The sequence below is a fragment of the Ensifer sp. LC163 genome, assembly GCF_001695855.1.
Classification (GTDB): Bacteria; Pseudomonadota; Alphaproteobacteria; order Rhizobiales; family Rhizobiaceae; genus Ensifer.
Map to the genome: position 1 here is coordinate 166,758 of NZ_MBSS01000067.1, position 21,871 is coordinate 188,628.

General features: G+C 63.3%; 18 protein-coding genes and 1 pseudogene. 7 read left to right on the forward strand and 12 right to left on the reverse strand.

Annotated features, from left to right (window positions below; genetic code table 11):
* Positions 1–81 precede the first annotated feature (81 nt).
* The 5 genes from BC360_RS29250 (at position 82) to lpdA (ending at position 6,680) form a co-directional block, all read left to right on the forward strand.
* Complete coding sequence (locus tag BC360_RS29250) at positions 82–1,413, forward strand: NAD(P)/FAD-dependent oxidoreductase (RefSeq protein WP_065797825.1); 1,332 nt, start codon at positions 82–84, stop codon at positions 1,411–1,413.
* A 331-nt stretch (positions 1,414–1,744) separates the two neighbouring features.
* Positions 1,745–2,977 (forward strand): 3-methyl-2-oxobutanoate dehydrogenase (2-methylpropanoyl-transferring) subunit alpha, encoded by a 1,233-nt coding sequence (locus BC360_RS29255; RefSeq protein WP_065797826.1) that lies wholly within the window; start codon positions 1,745–1,747, stop codon positions 2,975–2,977.
* 1 nt (position 2,978) lies between these two features.
* Positions 2,979–3,992, forward strand: a complete 1,014-nt coding sequence (locus BC360_RS29260; protein ID WP_053252133.1) for an alpha-ketoacid dehydrogenase subunit beta — start codon at positions 2,979–2,981, stop codon at positions 3,990–3,992.
* Between the two features lie 2 nt (positions 3,993–3,994).
* Positions 3,995–5,278 (forward strand): dihydrolipoamide acetyltransferase family protein, encoded by a 1,284-nt coding sequence (locus BC360_RS29265; RefSeq protein ID WP_065797827.1) that lies wholly within the window; start codon positions 3,995–3,997, stop codon positions 5,276–5,278.
* A 7-nt stretch (positions 5,279–5,285) separates the two neighbouring features.
* Positions 5,286–6,680 (forward strand): dihydrolipoyl dehydrogenase, encoded by a 1,395-nt coding sequence (lpdA, locus tag BC360_RS29270; protein WP_065797828.1) that lies wholly within the window; start codon positions 5,286–5,288, stop codon positions 6,678–6,680.
* A 286-nt stretch (positions 6,681–6,966) separates the two neighbouring features.
* Here the strand turns inward: lpdA and BC360_RS29275 are convergent, their stop codons facing one another.
* The 6 genes from BC360_RS29275 to hmgA form a co-directional block, all read right to left on the reverse strand.
* A complete protein-coding gene (locus BC360_RS29275) occupies positions 6,967–8,148 on the reverse strand; it encodes an acetyl-CoA C-acyltransferase (protein ID WP_065797829.1) in 1,182 nt (393 codons plus the stop codon).
* A 216-nt stretch (positions 8,149–8,364) separates the two neighbouring features.
* The gene (purU, locus tag BC360_RS29280) at positions 8,365–9,249 is read right to left on the reverse strand and encodes a formyltetrahydrofolate deformylase (RefSeq protein WP_065797830.1); all 885 of its coding nucleotides are present in this window, start codon (positions 9,247–9,249) and stop codon (positions 8,365–8,367) included.
* 163 nt (positions 9,250–9,412) lie between these two features.
* A complete protein-coding gene (maiA, locus tag BC360_RS29285; RefSeq protein ID WP_065797831.1) occupies positions 9,413–10,066 on the reverse strand; it encodes a maleylacetoacetate isomerase in 654 nt (217 codons plus the stop codon).
* A gap of 18 nt (positions 10,067–10,084) precedes the next feature.
* Positions 10,085–11,101, reverse strand: coding sequence for a fumarylacetoacetate hydrolase family protein (locus tag BC360_RS29290; protein ID WP_065797832.1), 1,017 nt, complete (start codon positions 11,099–11,101; stop codon positions 10,085–10,087).
* Between the two features lie 12 nt (positions 11,102–11,113).
* The gene (locus BC360_RS29295; RefSeq protein ID WP_065797833.1) at positions 11,114–11,983 is read right to left on the reverse strand and encodes an MBL fold metallo-hydrolase; all 870 of its coding nucleotides are present in this window, start codon (positions 11,981–11,983) and stop codon (positions 11,114–11,116) included.
* Complete coding sequence (hmgA, locus tag BC360_RS29300) at positions 11,980–13,347, reverse strand: homogentisate 1,2-dioxygenase (protein WP_065781086.1); 1,368 nt, start codon at positions 13,345–13,347, stop codon at positions 11,980–11,982. The genes BC360_RS29295 and hmgA overlap by 4 nt, the downstream gene beginning before the upstream one ends.
* Positions 13,348–13,522: 175 nt before the next feature.
* Between hmgA and BC360_RS29305 the strand changes: the two genes are divergently transcribed.
* Positions 13,523–13,990 carry a MarR family winged helix-turn-helix transcriptional regulator gene (locus BC360_RS29305; RefSeq protein WP_065781087.1) on the forward strand — a complete coding sequence of 156 codons (468 nt, stop codon included), beginning with the start codon at positions 13,523–13,525 and terminating at the stop codon, positions 13,988–13,990.
* Positions 13,991–13,993: 3 nt separating this feature from the next.
* Here BC360_RS29305 and BC360_RS29310 read toward each other — a convergent pair whose 3' ends face one another.
* Entirely contained in the window at positions 13,994–14,473 is a 480-nt protein-coding gene (locus BC360_RS29310; protein ID WP_065797834.1) for an Lrp/AsnC family transcriptional regulator, read from the reverse strand.
* A gap of 150 nt (positions 14,474–14,623) precedes the next feature.
* Here BC360_RS29310 and hppD point away from each other — a divergent pair, with 150 nt between their 5' ends.
* On the forward strand, positions 14,624–15,736 hold the full coding sequence (gene hppD / locus BC360_RS29315) for a 4-hydroxyphenylpyruvate dioxygenase (RefSeq protein WP_065797835.1): 1,113 nt from the start codon (positions 14,624–14,626) through the stop codon (positions 15,734–15,736).
* Between the two features lie 107 nt (positions 15,737–15,843).
* Here the strand turns inward: hppD and BC360_RS29320 are convergent, their stop codons facing one another.
* The 5 genes and pseudogenes from BC360_RS29320 to BC360_RS29345 form a co-directional block, all read right to left on the reverse strand.
* Entirely contained in the window at positions 15,844–16,812 is a 969-nt protein-coding gene (locus BC360_RS29320) for a glycoside hydrolase family 26 protein (protein WP_065797836.1), read from the reverse strand.
* Position 16,813: 1 nt separating this feature from the next.
* Entirely contained in the window at positions 16,814–17,350 is a 537-nt protein-coding gene (locus BC360_RS29325; protein WP_065781090.1) for a DUF995 domain-containing protein, read from the reverse strand.
* 59 nt (positions 17,351–17,409) lie between these two features.
* Positions 17,410–19,369, reverse strand: a pseudogene (locus BC360_RS29335) (glycosyltransferase family 2 protein).
* On the reverse strand, positions 19,366–20,349 hold the full coding sequence (gene galE / locus BC360_RS29340) for a UDP-glucose 4-epimerase GalE (RefSeq protein ID WP_065797839.1): 984 nt from the start codon (positions 20,347–20,349) through the stop codon (positions 19,366–19,368). The pseudogene BC360_RS29335 and the gene galE overlap by 4 nt, the downstream one beginning before the upstream one ends.
* A 1-nt stretch (position 20,350) precedes the next feature.
* Positions 20,351–21,391, reverse strand: a complete 1,041-nt coding sequence (locus BC360_RS29345; RefSeq protein ID WP_083222781.1) for a UDP-glucuronic acid decarboxylase family protein — start codon at positions 21,389–21,391, stop codon at positions 20,351–20,353.
* Positions 21,392–21,871: the final 480 nt, after the last annotated feature.

The following is a 21,871-nucleotide window of genomic DNA, read 5'->3' on the forward strand; positions in this document are numbered from 1 at the left end:
CTAGAATCCGGGCCTTGATCTGGCAATGCCGGCATGTACCGATGGCACGTCCGCAAAAATCAGCCTGAGAGCCTATCCTCAATGCCCGGTCCCCTTCTCGATGCCGTCGAAACCGATCAGATCCAGCCTGTTAAAGCCGATGTCGTCATCGTCGGCGGCGGGATCATCGGTGTCAGCACTGCGCTGTTTCTCGCAGAGCGCGGCATTGACGTCGTGCTCTGCGAGAAGGGCATTCCGGGCGCGGAGCAGTCGAGCCGGAACTGGGGCTGGGTACGCGTCATGGGGCGTGACGAGCGCGAGATCCCACTGGCAATCGAGGCGCTGAAGATCTGGGACACGCTCGATGCCCGTGTCGCGGGCGAGACCGGCTTTCGCCGCAGCGGCATCCTCTACATTTCGGAAAACGACAACGATATCGCCAACCGGGATGCCTGGTTGGCAATGGCAAGACCCTATGGTGTCGACAGCCGGCAAATCGGACCCGACGAAACCGGGGCGCTGATGGCAGGCGCCAGCATCCGCTACAGGGGAGCGTTGCACACGCCGAGCGACGGCAGGGCCGAACCGCAAAAGGCGGTACCGGCCATCGTCGCCGGTGCCAGGCGCGCAGGTGCCCGCATTCTATCCGGCTGTGCCGTGCGCGGCATCGAGAAGAAAGCCGGGCGCATCAGCGCCGTGGTAACAGAGAGGGGCCGGATCGAGACGTCGACCGTGGTCGTCGCCGGTGGCGCCTGGTCGCGGTTGTTCCTCAAGGGGCTCGGCATCCGGCTGCCGCAACTGAAAGTGCGCAACACGGTGCTCAGGACCAGTGCGGTTTCGGGTGGCCCCGAAGGCGCGGGCGCAACCGGCACCTACGCCTATCGCAAACGGCTCGACGGCGGCTACACGATTGCCGATGGCGGCGCCAACCTGCACCCGGTGGTGCCGGACAGTTTCGCCTTCTTCCGCGATTTCCAGCCGGCGAGAAAAGCCGAAGGCGAATCGGTCCGGGTCGGCCTCAGCGCCCAGAGCTGGCGCGAACTCTTCGAGATCGGCACTGTCCCGCTCGATCGCCCGGGAGCCTTCGAGCGGCACCGGGTGCTGGATCCGCAACCCGATCAGCACTCGGCACTGCGCGCATTCGATGACGCCAGGAAGGCGCTGCCATCCCTTCGCGACGCTCGGGTGCAACAGGTCTGGGCGGGCCTGATCGACGTCACGCCCGACGCAGTCCCGGTGATTTCGACGGTCGAAGGCCTGCCCGGGCTGGTGGTGGCAACAGGATTTTCCGGCCATGGCTTCGGTATCGGTCCGGGTGCAGGGCACCTGGTCGCCGACCTCGTAAACGGCCAAAGGCCGATCGTCGATCCCACGCCCTTTCGCCTGTCTCGCTTCTCCGATGGCACGCCGATCACTATCGCCCCACCGGTTTGAGCATCCGGACCGGAAGGGCGAGCGCAAGAAAATTACGCGGCGGATGATCCGAAATCGCAGCGACGCCAGCCGCTGCCATGCCCGTTGCAGGAATCTGTCTTTCTTCGAGTGCGAGCATGCCGAGCCACCGAAAGGCCTTCATAAGCCCCTGAACTCGTGGCAGTCTGTGAACATTCCCGTCGGGAGAACGGGGCTGAGGAGGAAGGCGTGACGATCCGGGGCGGAGGAGCCTGCGGGTTAGAGCGCCCACTTTTTGCCGTGAGGCGACATTCCGTTTTCCCCGATGCTGACTGGTGCGCGCTGCGCACTCCGGAGGGAGGCCGGAAACCGCATGAGCGATCCCGATCGACTTAGCCTGCATGTCCCAGAACCGGCCGTTCGGCCGGGTGGCGAGCCGGATTTTTCCAACGTCAAGATCCCGAAGGCCGGCTCCGTTCCGCGCCCCGAGATCGATGTCGCCCCGGAAGCGATCCGCGATCTCGCCTATTCGATCATCCGCGTGCTCAACCGCGACGGCGAGGCGGTCGGCCCCTGGGCCGGCCTGTTGTCGGACGACGAGCTGCTCGCCGGCCTCAGGCACATGATGATGCTGCGCGCCTTCGACGCGCGCATGGTCATGACGCAGCGCCAGGGCAAGACCTCGTTCTACATGCAGCATCTGGGTGAAGAGGCGGTCAGTTGCGCCTTCCGCAAGGCGCTGAACAAGGGCGACATGAACTTCCCGACCTACCGTCAGGCAGGCCTGCTGATTGCCGACGAATACCCGATGGTCGAGATGATGAACCAGATCTTCTCGAACGAGAGCGACCCCTTGCGCGGCCGGCAACTGCCGATCATGTACTCTTCCAAGGAGCATGGCTTCTTCACCATCTCCGGCAACCTCGCCACCCAATATGTCCAGGCCGTCGGCTGGGCCATGGCCTCGGCGATCAAGAACGACACCAAGATCGCGGCCGCCTGGATCGGCGACGGCTCGACCGCGGAATCGGATTTCCACTCCGCGCTCGTCTTCGCCTCCACCTACAAGGCGCCGGTCATTCTCAACATCGTCAACAATCAGTGGGCGATCTCGACCTTCCAGGGCATCGCCCGAGGCGGCTCCGGTACCTTTGCCGCCCGCGGCCTCGGCTTCGGCATTCCGGCGCTGCGCGTCGACGGCAACGACTATCTCGCCGTTTACGCCGTTGCCAAATGGGCGGCCGAGCGCGCCCGTCGCAACCTCGGTCCGACGCTGATCGAATACGTCACCTACCGGGTCGGCGCCCATTCCACCTCCGACGATCCGAGCGCCTACAGACCGAAGACGGAATCGGAAGCCTGGCCGCTCGGCGACCCGGTCCTCAGGCTGAAGAAACACCTGATCCTGCGTGGCGCCTGGTCGGAAGAGCGCCACACCCAGGCAGAAGCCGAGATCGTTGACGCTGTGATCCAGGCGCAGAAACAGGCCGAGGGCCACGGCACCTTGCATGCCGGCGGCAAGCCGTCGGTGCGCGACATCTTCGAAGGCGTCTATGCCGAGATGCCGCCGCATATTCGCCGCCAGCGCCAGAAGGCAGGATACTGATATGGCCAGAATGACAATGATCGAGGCCGTGCGCAGCGCCATGGATGTTTCCATGGGGCGCGACGACAATGTCGTCGTCTTCGGCGAGGACGTGGGCTATTTCGGCGGCGTCTTCCGCTGCACGCAAGGGCTTCAGGCGAAATACGGCAAGACCCGCTGCTTCGACGCGCCGATCAGCGAAAGCGGCATCGTCGGCACGGCGATCGGCATGGCGGCCTACGGCCTGAAACCCTGCGTCGAGATCCAGTTCGCCGACTACATGTATCCCGCCTACGACCAGATCACCCAGGAAGCCGCCCGCATCCGCTATCGCTCCAACGGCGACTTCACCTGCCCGATCGTGTTGCGCATGCCGACCGGCGGCGGCATCTTCGGTGGCCAGACGCACAGCCAGAGCCCGGAAGCATTGTTCACCCACGTCTGCGGCCTCAAGGTCGTCGTGCCTTCCAACCCCTATGACGCCAAGGGCTTGCTGATCGCCTCGATCGAAGACCCCGATCCGGTGATGTTTCTGGAGCCGAAGCGGCTTTACAACGGCCCGTTCGACGGCCATCACGACCGGCCCGTCATTCCCTGGTCGAAGCACGATCTCGGCGAAGTGCCGGAGGGCCACTACACGATCCCGATCGGCAAGGCGGAAGTGCGCCGCAAGGGTTCAGCCGTCACCGTCGTCGCCTATGGCACCATGGTGCATGTGGCACTCGCCGCGGCCGAAGAAACCGGCATCGACGCCGAGGTGATCGACCTGCGCAGCCTGCTGCCGCTCGATCTCGACGCCATCGTTCAGTCGATTGAAAAGACCGGCCGCTGCGTCGTCGTGCATGAGGCGACGCTGACGTCGGGCTTCGGTGGCGAAATCGCCTCCCTCGTCCAGGAGCATTGCTTCTATCACCTCGAAGCCCCCGTCGTGCGCGTCGCCGGTTGGGACACGCCCTACCCGCATGCCCAGGAGTGGGACTATTTCCCCGGCCCGGCGCGCGTCGGACGCGCGCTCGTCGAAGTGATGGAGGCCTGAGCATGGGCGAATTCGTAATCAAGATGCCGGATGTCGGCGAAGGCGTGGCCGAGGCCGAGCTTGTCGAATGGCATGTCAAACCCGGCGACCCCGTGCGCGAGGACATGATCCTGGCAGCCGTCATGACCGATAAGGCGACGGTGGAAATCCCCTCGCCGGTCAATGGCACGGTGCTCTGGCTCGGCGCCGAGATCGGCGACACGGTCGCGGTCAAGGCGCCGCTCGTGCGCATCGAAATCGCAGGCGAAGGCGCCGAGACGCCGGCAGCCGAAGAGAAACCAACGGCCAAGGCGGAGGAGAAACCGGCGCCGAAAGCCGGGGCCCCGGCCGTAGCGCCGAGCCAACCGGCAAAGGTCGACGCAAAGGCAGCGGCACCGGCCAAAAGTGGAGTGCATGTGGCTCCCGAGCGCCTGGAGAAGGCACTGGCCTCGCCCGCGGTGCGCTTGCGCGCCCGGGAAAGCGGCGTCGACCTGCGCCAGGTGACCGGCACAGGGCCTGCCGGGCGCATCACCCATGACGACCTCGATCAGTTTCTTGCCCGCGGCGCGCAACCGGCCGCAGTCCCTGCCGGGCTTGTGCGCAAGACCGCGATTGACGAGATCAAGGTGACCGGCCTTCGCCGCCGTATTGCCGAGAAGATGACGCTGTCGACCTCGCGCATCCCCCACATCACCTATGTGGAGGAGGTCGACATGACAGCACTTGAAGACCTGCGCACGACGATGAACCGCGATCGCAAGCCGGATCAGCCGAAGCTGACGATCCTGCCCTATCTCATGCGCGCGCTGGTCAAGGCGATCGCCGACCTGCCGGGCGTCAACGCCACATTCGACGACGGCGCCGGCATCATCAGCCGTCACCACGCCGTCCATATCGGCATCGCCACGCAGACGCCGGCGGGCCTGACCGTCCCCGTCGTGCGCCATGCCGAAGCGCGCGGCATCTGGGATTGCGCCGTCGAGCTCAACCGGTTGGCGGAAGCGGCCCGCACCGGCACCGCAACGCGCGACGAACTCACCGGCTCGACCATCACCATTTCCTCGCTCGGTGCACTCGGCGGCATCGTCTCGACCCCTGTTATCAACCACCCCGAGGTCGCCATCGTCGGCGTCAACAAGCTGGCGGTTCGCCCGGTCTGGGACGGTGCGCAATTCGTGCCGCGCAAGATCATGAATCTGTCGTCAAGCTTCGACCACCGCGTCATCGACGGCTGGGATGCGGCCACCTTCGTGCAGCGGCTGAAGACCCTGCTCGAAACGCCGGCGCTGATTTTCGTGGAGGCATGAGGCGATCATGAAGGAAATCTCCTGCAAACTGCTCGTCATCGGCGCCGGCCCCGGCGGCTACATCTGCGCCATCCGCGCCGGCCAGCTCGGCGTCGACACCGTCATCGTCGAGAAGGCGAAGGCCGGCGGCACCTGCCTCAATGTCGGCTGCATCCCCTCCAAGGCGCTGATCCACGCCGCCGACGAATTCCATAAGCTGCGCGCGGCCGCATCGGGCCGCAGCCCGCTCGGCCTGTCGCTTGCCAATCCGACGATCGATCTCGCCCGCACCGTCGCCTGGAAGGACGGCATCGTCGGCCGGCTGAACGGCGGCGTCACCGGCCTTCTGAAGAAGGCAGGCGTCAAGGCCGTCATCGGGACGGCTCGTTTCGTCGACGGCAAGACGGTCGATGTCGAGACCGAGACCGGCCTGCAGCGCATTCGCGCCGAAGCGATCGTCATCGCCACCGGCTCGGCGCCGGTCGAGCTTTCCGACATGCCCTTCGGCGGTTCGATCATTTCATCGACCGAGGCGCTGTCGCTGAAAAGCGTTCCCGCCAGCGTCGCCGTCATCGGCGGCGGTTATATCGGGCTGGAGCTCGGCACCGCCTTTGCCAAGCTCGGCGCCCATGTCACCGTGCTCGAGGCGCTGACGCGCATCCTGCCGCAATATGACGCCGATCTGTCGAAGCCAATCGCCAAGCGCCTTGGCGAACTCGGCATCGAGGTGTTCACCCAGACGGTCGCCAAGGGGCACTCCGCCGACGGCAAGAGCCTGTTGGCCGAGCACAATGGCCGGCCGATCGAGGTACCGGCCGAGAAGGTTCTGGTCACGGTCGGCCGCCGGCCGGTCACCGACGGTTTCGGGCTTGAGGAGATCGATCTCGACCGCGCCGGCAAGTTCATCCGCATCGACGACCAGTGCCGCACCTCGATGCGCGGCATCTACGCCATCGGCGACGTGACCGGCGAACCGATGCTGGCGCACCGCGCCATGGCGCAAGGGGAGATGGTCGCGGAGATCGTCGCCAGCAACAAACGCGCCTGGGACAAACGCTGCATTCCTGCCGTCTGCTTCACCGACCCGGAGATCGTCACCGCCGGTCTGTCGCCGGAGGAAGCCCGCGCGAGCGGCATCGAGATCAAGATCGGCCAGTTTCCCTTCCAGGCGAATGGCCGCGCCATGACGACGCTGTCGGAGGACGGCTTCGTGCGCGTCGTCGCCCGCGCCGACAACCATCTGGTACTCGGCATCCAGGCCGTCGGCCACGGGGTGTCGGAGCTTTCGGCAAGTTTTGGTCTTGCGATCGAGATGGGCGCGCGGCTGGAAGACATCGCCGGCACGATCCACGCCCATCCGACCCAGTCGGAAGCGTTCCAGGAAGCAGCCCTCAAGGGCTTGGGTCACGCGCTGCATATCTAGTTGGGACGGTCTTTACGGGGCGACGCCTTCGGCCGCCTCGGTCATAAAAGCCCCTCATCCGGCCTGCCGGCCACCTTCTCCCCGCATGCGGGGAGAAGGGCCCGTGCTGCGCCCGCTCGTCCTCCCCTGTAGCACCGGATATTCCCGCTGTTCTCGCCGCCGAAACCCTCTGAAGGTCAAGTGGGCCGCGTCCCCTCTCCCCGCCTGCGGGGAGAGGGTTGGGGTGAGGGGCAGCCTCACTCACCGAACCCGGCGAGTGCCGAACCGCATCAGATCGGCTGAAGGCCTATTGCAACAGCTCCAGCCCGACGGCCGTCGCCTCGCCGCCGCCGATGCAGAGCGAGGCGATGCCGCGTTTGACGCCCTTGGCGCGCATCGCGTGCAGAAGCGTCACGATGATACGGGCGCCGGAAGCACCGATCGGGTGGCCGAGCGCGCAGGCGCCGCCGTGGATGTTGACGATGTCGTCGGAAAGGCCGAGGTCGCGGACAGCGGCCATGGCGACGACGGCGAAGGCTTCGTTGATCTCATAGAGGCCGACGCTGTTCTTCTCCCAATCGAGCTTTGCCAGCAGCTTCTCGATAGCGCCGATCGGTGCCGTGGTGAACCAGGCGGGCTCCTGGGCATGACCGGCATGGCCGGCAACGATCGCGAGCGGCGTCAGCCCGCGCTTCTCCGCCTCGCTTGCGCGCATCAGGATCAGCGCCGCCGCACCGTCGGAGATCGAGGAGGAATTGGCGGCCGTGACGCTGCCGTTCTCGCGGAAGGCCGGCTTCAGTTTCGGGATTTTTGCCGGATCCGCCTTTCCAGGCTGCTCATCGCGATCGAGCGTAACCGTCTGCCGCTTGCCAGCGCCGCTGATGGCAACCGTCTCCTCGGCAAACGAGCCATCCTGCAATGCCTTCACCGCCCGTTCCAGCGAGCGCAGGGCAAAGGCATCCTGATCCGCGCGGGAGAACTGATAGTGCTCGGCGGTGTCTTCAGCATAGGTGCCCATCAGCCGACCGGAATAGGCATCCTCGAGGCCATCGAGGAACATGTGGTCCTTGACTTCGCCGTGACCGAGACGAAAACCGCCGCGCGCCTTGGGCAGCAGGTAGGGCGCGTTGGTCATGGATTCCATGCCGCCGACCGCAAGCGCCGTGGCGCCGCCGGAAAGCAAGGTATCGTGGCCGACCATCAGCGCCTTCATGCCCGAGCCGCAGACCTTCGAAATCGTGGTCGAGGGCGTTTCCATGCCGAGGCCGGCGCCGAGTGCCGCCTGGCGTGCCGGGTTCTGGCCGACGCCCGCCGGCAGCACATTGCCCATCAGCACTTCGTCGACGGCATCGAGGCCGGCGCGCTCCAGCGCCGACTTCAGGGCAATGGCGCCGATCTCGGGCGCCGTCAAATCCTTGAGGCCGCCCTGAAAGGCGCCCATCGGTGTGCGAGCGGCCGAAACGATGACGACCGGGTCAAGCTTTTCCATTCAGTCCTCCCATATGGAAGCATGCGGTATAGCCCCTCATCCCGCTGCCGCGACCTTCTCCCCGCTCACGGGGAGAAGGACAAGCCGCGCCGTCCAAGTCCCCTCTCCCCGCCTGCGGGGAGAGGGCTAGGGTGAGGGGCAGATTGCCCGCTTCTTCATAATTCGGGAATGACTATAAGCCGCGACTACGGCGAAGCAACACCGATAGTCCCGCAATCAGCCCATGCGCTCGGAGGCGTAGCTGCCGGGGCTCGCCGGGAAGACGACGACGCGGTTGCCGTTGATGAAGCAGCGATGGTGGATATGGGCGTGAACTGCACGCGCCAGCACCTGGCTTTCCACGTCGCGGCCGATCGAAACATAATCCTCGGCGCTCTGGGCATGGGTGATGCGGGCGATGTCCTGCTCGATGATCGGACCTTCGTCGAGATCCTCGGTGACGTAGTGCGCCGTCGCGCCGATCAGCTTCACGCCGCGCTCATAGGCCTGTTTGTAGGGGTTGGCACCCTTGAACGACGGCAGGAAGGAGTGGTGGATGTTGATGATCCGGCCGGACATCTTCTTGCAGAGCTGGTCGGAAAGAACCTGCATGTAGCGGGCGAGCACCACCAGGTCGGCATCCGTCTGCTCAACGATCTCCAGCATGCGCGCTTCGGCCTGCGGCTTGTTCTCCTTGGTCACCTTGATGTGGTGGAAGGGGATGTCGTGGTTGACGACCACCTTCTGGTAATCGAAGTGGTTGGAGATGACGCCGACGATATCGATCGGCAGGGCGCCGATCTTCCAGCGGTAGAGCAGGTCGTTGAGGCAATGGCCGAAACGCGACACCATCAGCAACACCTTCATGCGCTCTTCGCTGTCGCGGATCTCGCAGGTCATGTCGAAGCGCTTGACGACGGGCGCAAAGCCTTCCTTCAGTTCCTCCAGCTTTGCGCCTTCCTGGCTGATGAAGGTCAGGCGCATGAAGAACAGGCCGGTCTGCAGGTCGTCGAACTGCGAACTGTCGGTGATGTAACAGCCTTTTTCGGCGAGATAGCCGGTAATGGCGGCAACAATGCCACGGGTGGACTTGCAGGTGACGGTCAGCACATAGCTTTTCATCGGTATCTGTCTCTCGCTCCAGAGGTTTTTCCGGCCCCCCTTATACGGCCAGTCACACGAAAACTAGCGCGGCCTTCGGCCGGCTGTCGATCCATTCGCGACATCGGCTGGACGGAACCGGCCAGACCATGCCGACGCCGGCTCGGAAAAATGGGCAGTGCGCCTAGCGCGGCGTGCGATCGGGATGGGCGCGGGCGAAGGCGTCGATCTCGGCGCAGCGCTGGTCGATGGCGATGAGCTTCGGGCAGGCGGAAAGATCGACGTCCCAGCGGCGGGCATTGTAGACCTGCGGCACCAGGCAGAAGTCGGCCATCCCAGGGCTGTCGCCGTGGCAGAAGCGGCGGGTTGACGGGTGGTCGAGCAGGCGCTCGAAGGCTGCCAGCCCCTCGCCGATGAACTTGCGCATCCAGTCGCGGCGCGCGGCCTCGCCATCCTCGGCATTGGCCATCACGAAGGACACGACGCCGAGATTGCAGACGGGATGAATGTCCATGGCGATGGCATAGGACAGCGCGCGCACGCGCTGCCGTCCAATCGCATCATCAGGCAGGAAACCCGCCTTTTCCCGCGTTTCCGCCAGATATTCGATGATGGCGAGCGATTGCGTCAACCGCTCGCCATCGATGTCGAGCACGGGCAGCAGCCCCTGCGGATTGCGGTCGAGATGCTCGGCCTGGCGATGGGCCTTGGCGAGCAGGTCCACCGGCACCGAGCGATAGGTCTCGCCAAGGCTGTTCAGTGCTATGCGGACCCGGTAGCTCGCCGAGGACCGCCAATAGTCAAAAAGTACGGTCTCGTTCACGCCCTGCTCCTTCATCCCGCTTGCGCGTTGAGCTTAAGCCTTTTCGTAAGGCCCGACCGACTGCTCGATCGCGCCGAAGATCGAATGGCCCGCCTTGTCCTTCATCTCGATGCGCACGATGTCGCCAAAGCGCAGGAAATGCGTCTTGGGCGCGCCGCCGACGATCGTCTCGATCATACGCAACTCGGCGATGCAGGAGTAGCCGGCGCCACCTTCGGAGACCGGCTTTCCGGGGCCGCCGTCGAGCTTGTTGGAAACGGTGCCCGAACCGATGATCGTGCCTGAGGCAAGCGGCCTCGTCTTGGCCGCGTGCGCAATCAGCTGGCCGAAATCGAAAGTCATGTCGACCCCGGCATCGGCGCGGCCGAAAGGCTTGCCGTTGAGATCGACATGAAGTGGCAGATGCAGCTTGCCCCCGTCCCATGCGTCGCCCAATTCGTCCGGCGTGACGGCGACCGGCGAGAAGGCCGACGACGGCTTCGACTGGTAGAAACCGAAACCCTTGGCGAGCTCGGCCGGGATGAGACCCCGCAGCGACACATCGTTGACAAGCATCACCAGGCGGATGGCGGCGCGCGCCTCCTCGGTCGAGGCGCCCATCGCCACGTCGTCGACAACGACCGCGATTTCGCCCTCCATGTCGACGCCCCAGCTTTCATCAGCCATCAGGATCGGGTCGCGTGGCGCAATGAAGCTGTCGGAGCCGCCCTGGTAGATCAGCGGATCGGTCCAGAAGCTCGCCGGCATCTCGGCGTTGCGGGCCTTTCGCACCAGCTCGACGTGATTGACGTAGGCAGAACCGTCCGCCCATTGATAGGCGCGCGGCAGCGGCGAAAGCGCATCGTGTTCGTGAAAGCGGATCGTCGGCTGCGCACCGGTCTCGATGCCTTCGGCAACACGCTCAAGCCGCGGGCCGGCATGGGCCCAGTCGTCGAGAGCGGCCTGCAGCGTCCGGGCAATGTGCCCTACCTCCGAGCAGCGGGTGAGATCGCGGGAGACGACCGCGAGTTTTCCGTCACGCGAGCCATCCTTGAGTGTCGCCAGTTTCATGCAATCCTCCCTCTACGCAGACGATTCGTCCGCAAGTTCCACAACAAGGCCGTCCGACGCGATCGTCAAGGCACCAGCCCAGCTTTTGCGCGTGGCCGCGGTCCAATGAGCCTCGCCGATCTCCGGGTCGTCGGCCGGAATGAGATGATGCAGCACCAGCCGGCCGACGCCAGCGGCCGTGGCAATCGCGCCAGCTTCTTCGGCAAAGCTGTGGCTTGCAAGCAGATGTTCCTTCAGCCGGGAACCATTGCCGGTGCGCGCCACCAGGCGGTCGACACCCTCTGCCAGCATCGCCTCGTGTACGAGAATGTCCGCACCGCTGGCAAAATCGGCGAGCGGTGGGAAATAGGCAGTGTCGGCCGAAAACACCACGCTCCCCTCCGCATGGTCGAACCTGAGCGCGAAACAATCGGTCACCGGCGGATGATCGACGCGCAGCGCGGATACCGTCAGGCCGTTTTCGGACAAAACCTCGCCCTCGGTAAATTCGACGATGTCGACAAGTTCGCGCAGATCAGGCCTGCCCTCGTCGACGATGCGGATATCGATGTCGTATTTCATCGCCTGCAGAAAGCCGTGCCAGTAATCGCGTGTCCCAGGTGGGCCGAAGGCGCGCACCACGGTCGCAAGACCGGCGGTCCATGCAGTGTGGATCAGCGGTCCGAGCTCGAGCACGTGATCGGAATGCAGATGGGTAATGAAGATCAGATCCAGCGCCTTGAGGCTGACGCCGGCGTTGGTTAGCCCCCGGGTGACACCGAGGCCGCAGTCGACGACAACAGGGCGGCCGCCGATCTCAAGCAGGGACGAGGTCGGCGAAGGGCCGCCCGGACGGATTGCCGGACCACCCTTGCTGCCGAGCAGAACCAGGCGTGCGCTCAAGACCAGTCGCCTTCCGGCGTGCCGTTGAAGCGCTTTTTCAGATCGGTCCAGCAATCGATATAATTATCCTGCAACGTCTCCAGTTCGGCGGCGAAGCGGGTCAGTTGCTGCGGGAAGCGGGTCTCGAACATGAAGGCCATCGTATGATCGAGCTTCACCGGTTTCAACTCGCCGTTTGTCGCCTTGTCGTAGCCCGACGCATCCGGCCCGTGGGCCAGCATCATGTTGTGCAGGCTCATGCCGCCCGGCACGAAGCCTTCCTCCTTGGCGTCATAGCGGCCATAGATCAGGCCCATGAACTCGCTCATGATGTTGCGGTGATACCAGGGCGGCCGGAAGGTGTGCTCGGCCACGAGCCAGCGTGGCGGGAAGATGACGAAGTCGACATTCGCCGTTCCCTCTTCGCCCGACGGCGCGGTGAGTACGGTAAAGATCGACGGATCGGGATGGTCGAACAGGATCGCGCCGACCGGCGAGAAGGTCCTGAGGTCGTATTTATAGGGCGCGTAATTGCCATGCCAGGCGATGACGTCGAGCGGCGAATGGCCGATCTCGGTCACGTGGAATGCGCCGCACCACTTCACATGCACGCGGCAGGGCGTTTCCTTCTCTTCGTAAGCCGCAACCGGCGTCTTGAAGTCGCGCGGATTGGCAAGGCAGTTGGCGCCGATCGGACCTCGGTCGGGCAGAGTGAACTTGGCGCCGTAGTTTTCGCAGATATAGCCGCGCCAGACCTTTTCCTCGCCGAGCCTCGTGACCTTGAACATCGTGCCGCGCGGCACCAGGCAGATTTCCGAAGGCTCGACATCCATCTTGCCGAGCTCGGTGAAGACCTGGATGGCGCCGCATTCCGGCACGATCAGCAGCTCGCCATCGGCATTGAAGAAATAGTCGTCGACCATATCGGCATTGAAGGCATAGGCGTGGGCCGCCATGCCGCCCTGCGTCAGCGCGTCGCCCGCCGTCGTCATGGTACGGATGCCTTCGAGGAAGTTGAGCTTTTCCGAAGGCGCCGGTAGCGGCCCCCAGCGCAACTGCCCGAGCGCCAGCGAATGATCGGCCACATGCGGCGCTGTCTTCCAGTGCGGATAGTCGATCTTCTGGAAGCGGCCGGTATGGCGCACACTCGGACGAATGCGGTAAAGCCAGGAGCGCTCGTTGGTGCCGCGCGGCGCGGTGAACGGCGAACCGGAGAGCTGTTCGGCATAAAGGCCGTAGGCGCATTTCTGCGGGCTGTTCTGGCCCTGCGGCAAGGCGCCGGCCAAGCTTTCAGTCTCGAAATCGTTGCCGAATCCCGGCATGTAATCAAGCGCATGATCCGCGGCCGACCCGGCGCCCGCCTGCTTCTGTGCCTTGTCCAACATGGCTTGAACCTCCTCCTCTGGTGCCTGCCCCACCGACGATCACGGCTGATCCCGGAAGGCCACGGCACGTTCGATGCGTTTGGGCGCCGCCTGTGTCCGGGTGGACGGTGGCGCGCTGCCGGCCTATTAGTTGCAATCGTAACTATCGATTTTGTAACTATCAAGGATGGCACAGATGGCCGCCGAAGGCTTCGAGCTCAATGCGTTCCTGCCCTACAGACTGAACCGCGCCGCCGAGTTCGTCGCCGTGCGCTTCGCTGCCGAATACAAGGCGCGCTACCAGCTGACTCGCCCGGAGTGGCGCACGCTGGCGGCCCTTGGAAGCTCGGCTTGCGCCATGACGGCAACGGAAGTCGGTACCCATTCGGCGATGCACAAGACCAAGGTCAGCCGCGCCGTCTCGGCGCTGGAGGAGCGGCGCTGGCTGAAGCGCAGCGAGGACGAAGGCGACCGCCGGCTGGAGCATCTGGAGCTGACGAAGGCCGGCCGGCGGGCCTATGGCGAACTCACGGACCTGGCGAGCGCCTACCAGGCGCAACTGGACGAACTGATCGGCGCCAGTGGCCTGCAGGCGCTCTGCGCCGGCCTTGAAGCGATCGAGCGGGCGATCGACAGGGCCGAGGAGCGCCCTTCCCGCACATAAACTTCAGCCCTTCATGCGTTCCGGGATCGGCACCCCTTCGAAACTCTTCAAGGTCTCGAGCACGATCGACGTCTTCACATGCTGCACGCTGTCATGCGGCAGCAGCACATCGTTGACGAAGCGCGAAAGGCCGGCAAGGTCGGGTGTCACCACGCGCAGGTGGTAGTCCATTTCCCCGGTCAGCGCGTAGGCCTCCAGAACTTCGGGCAAGCCCGAGATCAGCTTGCCGAAGCGCTTGGCGTTGTCGCGGTTGTGGGTGGCGAGTGTCACCGAAATCACCACCATCAGGTCGAGCCCGAGCTTCTGCCGGTCGATCTGCGCCTGATAGCCCGTAATGTAGCCCTCCGCCTCCAGGCGAGTGCGGCGGCGCGAGCATTGCGAAGGCGAAAGCGCGATGCGCTCCGATAGCTCGTTATTGGTAAGATGTCCGTCACGCTGCAGTTCGCTGAGGATCTTGAGGTCGAACCCGTCAAGCTGCTCCATTCATGCATCCTTATACAATATTTCGCACGTTTCGTGCAGCGCCATACGCGAAACGCGCGAGAATACAAGCATCATGCATCGGATTTGCGTCATACTCCAGCAAAGTTTGGAGGCCAGAGAAATCTGGAGAACTTGAAGAGGAGACTTCCGATGGGCCCGTTCCCACATGACGCCCCGCCCGCAACGATCACGGCGGAAAATCCGGCCGGTACGGATGGCTTCGAATTCGTTGAATTCGCCCATCCGGAGCCGGAGAAGCTCGCCGAGCTCTTTACCCGCATGGGTTACAGCCCTGTCGCGAGGCACAGAACCAAGAACATCACCGTTTGGCGACAGGGCGACATCAATTACATCCTGAATGCCGAGCCGGGCTCGCATGCCATGCGCTTCGTCGACGAGCACGGCCCCTGCGCCCCGTCGATGGCCTGGCGCGTCGTCGATGCCAAGCATGCTTTCGATCACGCGGTCTCCAAGGGCGCGATCCCCTATGAAGGCACAGACAAATGTCTCGATGTTCCGGCGATCGTCGGCATCGGTGGATCGATGCTCTATTTCGTCGAAACCTACGGCGCCAAGGGCTCGGCCTATGAGGCCGAATTCGAATGGACCGGCGAGCGCAATCCGAAGCCGGAAGGCGTCGGCTTCTATTATCTCGACCACCTCACACACAACGTCTATCGCGGCAACATGGACAAGTGGTGGGCCTTCTACCGCGAACTGTTCAACTTCACGCAGATCCATTTCTTCGACATTGACGGCCGCATCACCGGCCTCGTCAGCCGCGCGATCACCTCGCCCTGCGGCAAGATCCGCATTCCGCTGAACGAGTCCAAGGACGACACCAGCCAGATCGAGGAATATCTGCGAAAGTACAAGGGCGAAGGCATCCAGCACATCGCCGTCGGCACCGAAGGCATCTACGATGCCACCGACAAGCTGTCGGACAATGGTCTGAAGTTCATGCCGGGTCCGCCGGACACCTACTACGACATGTCGCACGACCGTGTGCACGGCCATGACGAACCGATCGAGCGGATGAAGAAGCACGGCATCCTGATCGACGGCGAAGGCGTGGTGAACGGCGGCATGACGAAGATCCTGCTGCAGATCTTCTCCAAGACGGTCATCGGGCCGATCTTCTTCGAGTTCATCCAGCGCAAGGGTGACGAAGGCTTCGGCGAGGGCAATTTCCGCGCCCTGTTCGAATCGATCGAAGCCGACCAGATCCGCCGCGGCGAACTCGGGCCGCAGGCCGCCGAGTAGCCCGGACAGCGCCGCAGCCATTTTTCCGGCGGCGCCATTTTCAATCCTCAGCGAAAGCCTCTCGCCCTCCAGCGAGGGGCTTTTCCATGCCTGGCGGCCATACGCACTCAGTTCGAGGCGTCGTTGACGACGCGCCAGTTCGGCCGACCGAGATCATGCGGCCATTCATGTACGTCCCGATCGTTGAAATAGACGACTTCGACCAGGTTTGGGAAATCCGGGTCGGGCTGTGTGGCCGTGTCGATCCACGGCTGCATATAGGGTTTCCCGCCCTCCCAACCGAGCTCGGCGACCCAGATCGGCTTGTTGTATTTGGCCACCAGATCGTAGCCGGGTTTCAGGGCTTGCTTGAAGGTGTGCGGCCCGCCGTATTCGATCGCGTCGAACGGTTCGAGACCGAACACTGAAAGACCGACGAGATCGACATAGTCGTCGCCCGGATAGTATTCACCAAGGTTCGGCAGGCCTTTCGGCGACCACATCAGCTGCACGTTCGGCACGCGTTTGCGCACGATATCCATCGCGTGCTTGTAGGCCTTGACGTAGTCCTGCGGCGCCCATCCGGCCCAGGAGAACCGTCCGGACGTGTCTTCCATTTCCTGTCCCCAGCGCACGATGACCGGGCTCTTCAGCTCGGCGAGCATGCTGGCGATCGCTTCCATATTGGCGTCGTAGTCGCCCCTGAGCGTCCGATCGCGCAGTTGCGCCGGGGTCAGCTTCCAGTCGAGCGACCACGACCAGGGCTCGATGGTGACCAGCAGCTTGCGCTTGCGCTGAAGCGCGTAGGCGTCCGCCAGGCGCAGCGATTCCAGATCCACGTCTTCCCATGGCAGAAACAGGGCCTCTGTCGAGACATCGGTCTGGCCGCCGAAATCGCCGTGCGGATCATAGGCACCGAACCGTGTTCCGCCGGGATGGATGACGGGGCGCTTGTCGGCTATTGTCTGCGTCTGACCTGCATTTCCATTGGCGGCAAGATCGGCCTTCTCCTGTGCCAACGCGGATACGAGGCCTGCGCCGGAACCCAGATGAAGGGCAAGCACAGTGCATAGGGCGAATGCCAATTTGCGTTTCATGTCATCCTCCAGTGGCGTTGCGACCGCCCTTCTTGACCCGGAATTGGTCCTTGAGGCGTAACGCCTTTTCCGTGATCTCGTCGGAAGCGACGAGTTTCCTGTATTCGTCGCCAGGCTTCGGTTTGGCATGTTTGAAGACGTACCACTCGCCATTCGGCACGCGGCGCTGGTAGATCGTGTCTCCGATCTTGCTGTGTCCGAAGCAGGTGCGGGCCGCGCCGGAGCCGTCGGCCGCCGTCCACCTTGCCTGCATGCACATCATGCCAAGGTCGCTGACATACCAGTTGCCTTCCGCAAACGAGCGTTTGCCTTGGTTGTCGACGAAAGCGACCAGTTTCCTGTCGTGCGCGGTAAAGCGAGCGCCGCCCGTCGGCCATTGCCAGGTCTTGTTCCGGTAGAGGGAATAGACCTCGTAGGCGCTCAAGGGGATCGGCTTGATCTCCATTTTCGCCCTGGCCGGTTGTGCGCCCGTATAGGCCGCAAAGGCTGCGAGCGGCAGCAGAAGCGGCAGAAGCAATACATTCATGGACCGTTTCATCACTTTTTCTCCTCGCTTGAGGGCCGTTTGCGGTGCGAGGGGCCTGCGGCATGCTGCGCTTACAGCGATGCCTGAAGCCGACCGACCTTGCTGGTAACCCTCGTCTCACGTGCCTCCGGCAAGCCGGAGCCTTTCCGCAGCCCGTCTGTCGCGGACGGCGAAAATCCTTTCCATTTCAAACGAAACCGCACGATCCTGAGGTCCGACCCGCCCTGCCCGGCACCGGCGACCGAAAACTTCGCTTCGGTCAGCCCGACGAACCAGAGCCCCTGCGACAGCGCTTCGGCGGCCTCAGCGCCATGGCGGATGGCCGACTGCCCCGACAGCACCGAGATAACCACGAGGCAGCCACCGGTCAGCGCCGTCATTGCCGTGCGCGGAACGAGCGCAAGGCGGTTTTCGCGCGCGTGCTGGACATGGATGGTGGCAGCGAGCCCCGCATAGATCAGGGCGTTGATACCGGCAAAGATGTAGAAGCCGCGCGCCGTCCCGGCGTCGGAGACGAGCCAAAGCGCAAGGGCAGAGCCGAGCGAAAGCACGAGATAGGGCATCGTGACGCGCAGCGGCAAGGGCGCCGCCGGCCCGGTTGCCCTTGGGCGTGATGCGGAAGTCGACGAAGGAACCGCTGATGTGATCGCGCAACGCCGCCGCGCAACCGAGCAGCGACCACGGCCAGCGGGCAAAGAGAAACAGCATGCCCTCCCAGCTGAGCACCCGCGCATCATGCGGGCGGAACGTGCCGGTCGAGCGCCAGAAATAGGCAAGCGCGACCAGAACCAGCGACAATGGCGCAAAATGCAGCACGAAGTCGGGATAGGTGGCGGCAACGAAGCTGCGTCCCATGACGAGCGCCATGATCGGCATGACGAACATCAGCGCCATAAACAGAGAAAACAGCGGATACCAGAGCTGCGAGAAGACGAACTGGAACTTCAGCCGCATCGGCAGCCGCGGCACATAGATCGGCGAATACTTGAGCAGGATCGTCATAAGGCTGCGCGACCACTGGAATTCCTGGATGACGAGATCCGCAAAAGTGGCGGGCCCGTCGCCATGGGCGATCGCATGCAGGGCATGCACGCCCTTCCAGCCGCCGGCGTTCATCAGGAGCGTCGTCGAATGGTCTTCGGCGAGCTCCGGCCCCAGACCGCCGACCTGCTTCAGCGCTTTGGTCCGGACCGCATAATGCGAGCCGATGCAAAGCGGCGCCCAGCCGTTGTTGTAGCCCGCCTGCAAGGAGCCGTGGAGGCTAGCTTCGGCGTGAAGGCGACCACGTGCCGACCAGCTACGCCGCGCGTTGGCATCACAGATGCTCGGCGCCGAGACATAACCGACTTTCGGGTCGTTGAACGGCCGCAGTACCTCGACGAGATAGGTCGGCTCGGGCACGTGATCGGCGTCGAACTGCGCGACGAAATCGTAACGGTCGTAACCGTAGTGGTCGTAGAAATAGGCGAGGTTTCCCTCCTTGCAACGGGCGCGCCGCGGCCAGGTGGCGCGATGATAGTCTGCCACCCCCTTGCGCGTCGAAATGAACACGCCCTGCCGCGCGCACCAGTCGATCGTCTCGGGCGACGGATCCTCGTCCGCCAGCCATACGTCGTAGTCGCAGCCGATCTGGTCGAGCATCGCCAGCAGCGTCTTGCGGACGACAGCGAAAGGCTCCGACGGCGTCTTGGTCACCACCATGGCGATCCGGCCGGGCGGGATGGCCCGGCCGCTCTTTCCGACGACCTTGGCGCCTGCGAAGATGAAGATGAAATAGGCGGGCAGCAGCGTGATCCAGCCAACCACGATCGTAATCATGACGTAGGATGGCCAATCGTTGACATGGGCTGGGTCGAGCCACCAGGCCCAGAAAAACAGGAATGCCGCCACCCAGGCTGCGATGCCGAAGCCGTTCACAATCCGCATGCGTGTCGAAAAGAGCGCGACGAGCCTAACCGGGGCATCGCTTGCCGGCGCCGCCGTCAACGCGGCGCTACCGGCGGGATGGGCAGATGAGATCTTGCTCGTCATGACCGCACCTCCAGCCCGAAACCGGGGGCAGCCGTTCTGATGATGGTTGCGATATCGGACAGCGACGGCCGGAACCTGAGCGTCTGGCGTGCCCAGGCGGTGTCGGCATAAAGCACGGGCGGATCGCCGGCGCGGCGCGCCAGGAGCTGCACCGGGACCCGCCTGCGGGTGACATGGTGGATGGCATCAATCACCTGCTTGACGGACGTGCCGTGGCCCGAACCGAGATTGGCCTTGAGCGGGTCGCCGCCGTTACGCAGGTGGTCGACGGCGGCAACATGCGCCTCAGCCAAGTCCATGACGTGAATGTAGTCGCGGATGCAGGTGCCGTCGGGCGTGTCGTAGTCGTCACCGAAGACGTCGAGCCTGTCGAGCCGGCCGGCTGCGGCCATCAATGCCCGCGGGATCAGGTGGGTCTCCGGGTCGTGCCGCTCGGTCAACTGCCCATCGGGATCGGCACCGGCAGCATTGAAGTAGCGCAAGGCGACGGAGCGGAACCCGTAGGCCCGGGCATAGTCGCCAAGCATCAGCTCGACCATCAGTTTCGTGCGGCCGTAAGGATTGACCGGAAGCTGGATCGTATCCTCGGTGATCGGCAACCGCGGCGGCACGCCATAGGTCGCGCAGGTGCTGGAAAAGACGATGCGCGCCAGCCCCGCCTGCCGGCAGGCCTCCAGCAAGGAAACGCTACCGACGACATTGTTGCGATAGCACTTTCCGGGATCCTCTACCGATTCTCCGACATAGGCGGAGGCGGCGAAGTGAATCAGGCACTCGGGCTTGAAGGTCTGGATCGCCTCCATGATCCGTCCCGTGTCTTCGAGCCCGCCCTCGACCAGCGGCCCCCAGCGGACATTGGTCCGGTGTCCCGTCGACAGATTGTCGTAGACGACCGGCAGGATGCCGGCCTCAGCGAGGCGTTTGCAGGTATGGCTGCCTATGAAGCCGGCTCCGCCGGTGACAAGAACGACGCGCGACATATCATACCGCCTCTCCCGCCGCGGCGAGATCTGACCTACCCACGCAGCGATCGAAATAGGCAATGGCGCGTTGAAGCCCTTCGCGCAGCGCGACCTTGGGTTCCCAGCCGAGCTCGGCCATGGCCTGGGAAATGTCCGGTCGACGTTGGCGCGGATCGTCGACGGCTGCCGCGCGGTGTACGATGCGCGAGCCCGAGCCGGTCATCGAGCGGACCATCTCGGCAAGTTCGAGAACCGTGAACTCGCCCGGGTTTCCGAGGTTGATCGGACCGATGCAACCGTCGTCCGAGACCGACAACCGAATGAAGCCCTCGATGAGATCGTCGACATAACAGAAGGAGCGCGTCTGCTGACCATCACCGTAGATCGTCAGATCCTTGCCGAGCAGCGCCTGCACCACGAAATTCGAGATGACGCGTCCGTCGTCGGGGCGCATGCGCGGCCCATAGGTGTTGAAGATCCGCGCGACCTTCGTCTTCACCCCGTAGGTGCGATGATAGTCGAAGAAGAGTGTCTCGGCCGATCGCTTGCCCTCATCGTAGCAGGCGCGCGGCCCGATGGGGTTGACGTTGCCGAAGTAGCTCTCGCGCTGCGGGCTGTGCAGCGGATCGCCGTAGACCTCCGAGGTGGAGGATTGCACGACCGTGGCCCCGGTGGCACGGGCGTTCTCCAGCACGTTCATCGCGCCGAGCACGTTGGTCATCAACGTTCCCACCGGGTCGGCCTGGTAGTCCGGCGGAGACGCCGGCGAAGCGAAATTGAAGATGACGTCGACGTCGAAAAGGAAAGGCTTGCGGACGTCGTGCTCGACGATGTGGAAGCGGCTTATCTCGTTGAGATGGGAAAGGTTTTCTCGCCGACCGGTCGAGAAATTGTCGAGGCAGACAACGCTGTGCCCCAGAGAAAGAAGTCTTTCGCAAAGATGTGACCCGAGAAATCCGCCGCCTCCGGTCACCAGTATTCGCTTGGGTATGCCTGCTACTTTCTTCAGAAAATCCTGTCTGCCGACAACCGGCAGCTCACCACGACCGACCTTACGCATTACACACCTCCAATTATTATACACACCATTAAATCTGGTGATTGGAGACGAGTCGTGGCTGAAAACTACAATAAGGAAACCTTCTTTATTAAGGATTCAAAACACAACCCGACATTATAAAAACAAGAGACAGAAGAACCACGAATTCCTCTGAATGATTTACAATATTAGATATTTATCAAATAATTAATCCGCAGTCAACGTTGTAATTAAGCGATAAATATAACATACACCAATCAACAAAGTTATAATTCGTAATATTTCATCTAGTAGACACAAATAAATTAGCAGACAGCCGAAAGTATATTAAGGGCGCGCAACAGATATAGCTATTTAAATTAAGATATACGTATCAAACTACCGGCATTACATTAAAGTGTATATACTCCTTAAGGCCGCCATTTGGCCTCAATACCATACCGGACCTACGCCATACGGTCGTGCTTTCCTGCACGCCTGTCGGCAACACACGATGCGTGC